Here is a 2331-nt window from a genome sequence, read left to right as displayed (position 1 = left end):
ACGAACAGCACAGCCGCGTGCGGGGCGCGGCGGCGCAGGGTGCGACCGACCTCGACGAGCGACTCGCCCACCTCGACGAGGGCACGGTCGCGCGCCGTCGGATCGAGGAGCTCACGCAGCTTCGCTCCGAGGAACGGTATCGACCGCACCGGTCGGGGCAGTCCGGCCGCGAACAGCATCGGCACATACCCGACGTCGTTTCCGCCGATCGTCACCGTCACCAGGGTCTCGCTGCCGTCGAGTGCATCCACCTGAGGCGGGGCGCTGCGCTGCGGTTCGTGCAGGACGTGAGCGGTGGTCGCCCCCGAGTAGGTGACGTCGACGAGGTCCAGGCCGAGCGACGCCGCGACGAGGTGCGGATAGTTGGCACCCGACCGGCCCGCGGGTCGCGGCGATCCGGGCACCCGCGGCTGGATCCCCGGTCCGGCCGCCATCGAACTCCCCAGGGCGACATAGCGCTTCGTGCTCACAGGTCAGGACTGCTCGCCTGCGCCCAGAACCGCTTCGGGATCCGGCCCGCCTGCCTGGCCAGGTAGCCGCCTTTGACGGCGGCCGCCATCGCCGCGGCCATCACGGCCGGATCGGCGGCCCGGGTCACTGCGGTGGCCAGTAGCACAGCGTCGCAACCCAGTTCCATCGCCAGAGCGGCATCACTGGCGGTCCCGATACCGGCGTCGAGGATCACCGGCACCGACGCCTGCTCGACGATCATCTCGATGTTGTGCGGATTGGCGATGCCCAACCCGGTGCCGATCGGCGACCCCAGCGGCATCACCGCGGCGCAACCGGCGGCTTCCAGGCGGCGGGCAAGGATCGGATCGTCATTGGTGTAGGGCAGCACGGTGAATCCGTCGTCGACCAGTTGCTCTGCGGCCCTGACCAATTCGACGCCATCCGGGAGCAGCGTCCGCTCGTCGGCGATGACCTCGAGCTTGACCCAGTTGGTCTGCAGCGCTTCGCGGGCCAGCTGAGCGGTCATCACCGCTTCCGCCGCCCCGCGGCACCCGGCGGTGTTCGGCAGGGGGGTGATACCGATCCGGGCCAGCAGCTCGAGCACGCCGGTGCCGCCGTCTGCGTCGACCCGGCGCATCGCCACGGTGGTCAGCTCGGTCTCCGAGGCGATCAACGCCGCCTCCAGCACCGCGAGGTTGGCCGCCCCGCCGGTGCCCAGGATCAACCGTGATCCGAACTCCCGACCCGCGATACTCAATTTTCCGGTTGACACTTCAGCCACCCTGCACCGCCGTCACCACTTCCACCTTTGCACCGTCAGCGAGCACGGTATGCCACTGTGAACGCGGGATCACCGACCAATTGACGGCAACGGCGATGCCCTTCTCCGGAATTCCGAGCCGGTCCAGCAGACCCGCCACCGTCATCTGTTCGTCGACCTCCACCGCTTCGTCGTTCACCGTCAGCTTCATCGGGCCGATGCCCCTGCCATGTCTGCGGCCTCGGGCAGCGGCTCGCCGCGGAGTTCCGCGGCGATCGCCTCGGCGGTCCACGGAGCCAGCAGGAAACCCGACCGTCCGTGGCCCGCTGCCACCAGGGTCCGCGCGTCGAGCCTGCCCACCAGGGGCAGGTTGTCAGTGGTCATCGGCCGCAGGCCGGCCGAACACTCGGCGAACTCGTACTCACCCAGGCCGGGCAACACCGCGCACGCGTCGTCGAGCAGTTCGCGCACCCCCGTCACCGCCGGAGCGGTGTCCCGGCCGTGCTCGTACTGCGTCGCACCGACCACCACCCCGTCCTCCCTGGGAACCATGTACACCTGCCGTCCGTGCACCCGTGCCCGGATCACTCGCTGCGGCAACGGCATACACCCGCGGCGCCAGCGCAGTCGAAGCACCTCACCCTTCACCGGACGGATCGGCAGGCCGGGCCACAGAGAAGGCGCATCGATACCGTTGGCGATCACGGTGACGTCAGCGGAGTCGGTCTCGGTCAGGTCGCCGACCGCGGGCGCCCACTGCACTCCGAGCCGCTCACAGTGCGCGGCGAGCGCCTCGACCACCGCCCGGTTGTCCACCGCCAGCTCGGTCTCGGCGACGAATCCATGTCGAATCCCTTGGGCGAGAAGGGGTTCTACGTCGCGTGCAGAGTTGGTCAGTGCCACGGGATGCCCTTGGGTCGTCAGCCACTCACCGACGGTCTTCAGATCCGCGGCGTCGGCCCGGTCCACGGCGACGACGAGCGATTCCCGCGCGGTCACCACCTCGGGCGGCAGCCCGTCGAGGAAACCCTGCTTCCACAGCTCGAGTGACGCCAGCCCGAGCCGTAGCAGGCGCTCCTCGCCGGGCCAACCCTCGCTGTGGGGCGCCAGCATCCCGC

General features: G+C 69.9%; 4 protein-coding genes. All 4 read right to left on the bottom strand.

The genetic code is table 11. The features are described from left to right. The coding region (locus WA965_RS28855) for an SGNH/GDSL hydrolase family protein (RefSeq protein WP_526448287.1) at nucleotides 1-434 on the bottom strand (434 nt) is incomplete at its 3' end. A gap of 32 nt (nucleotides 435-466) precedes the next feature. Beyond that, complete coding sequence (locus tag WA965_RS28850) at nucleotides 467-1225, bottom strand: thiazole synthase (RefSeq protein WP_526295412.1); 759 nt, start codon at nucleotides 1223-1225, stop codon at nucleotides 467-469. Between the two features lies 1 nt (nucleotide 1226). Beyond that, nucleotides 1227-1424: a sulfur carrier protein ThiS gene (thiS, locus tag WA965_RS28845; protein WP_526295410.1), complete on the bottom strand. Its 198-nt coding sequence runs from the start codon at nucleotides 1422-1424 to the stop codon at nucleotides 1227-1229. Next, on the bottom strand, nucleotides 1421-2331 hold a 911-nt coding region (gene thiO / locus WA965_RS28840; protein ID WP_526448286.1), incomplete at its 5' end, for a glycine oxidase ThiO. The genes thiO and thiS, both read right to left, overlap by 4 nt.

The organism is Mycobacterium sp., assembly GCF_049683935.1.
In the GTDB taxonomy this organism is placed as follows: Bacteria; Actinomycetota; Actinomycetes; order Mycobacteriales; family Mycobacteriaceae; genus Mycobacterium.
Note: the sequence above shows the minus strand (reverse complement) of the source record. Positions and strands in the feature narration are given on the sequence as shown.

Excerpts from the sequence above, each read along its gene's own strand:
- thiS (WP_526295410.1), bottom strand. The coding sequence starts at position 1,424 with ATGAAGCTGACGGTGAACGACGAAGCGGTGGAGGTCGACGAACAGATG.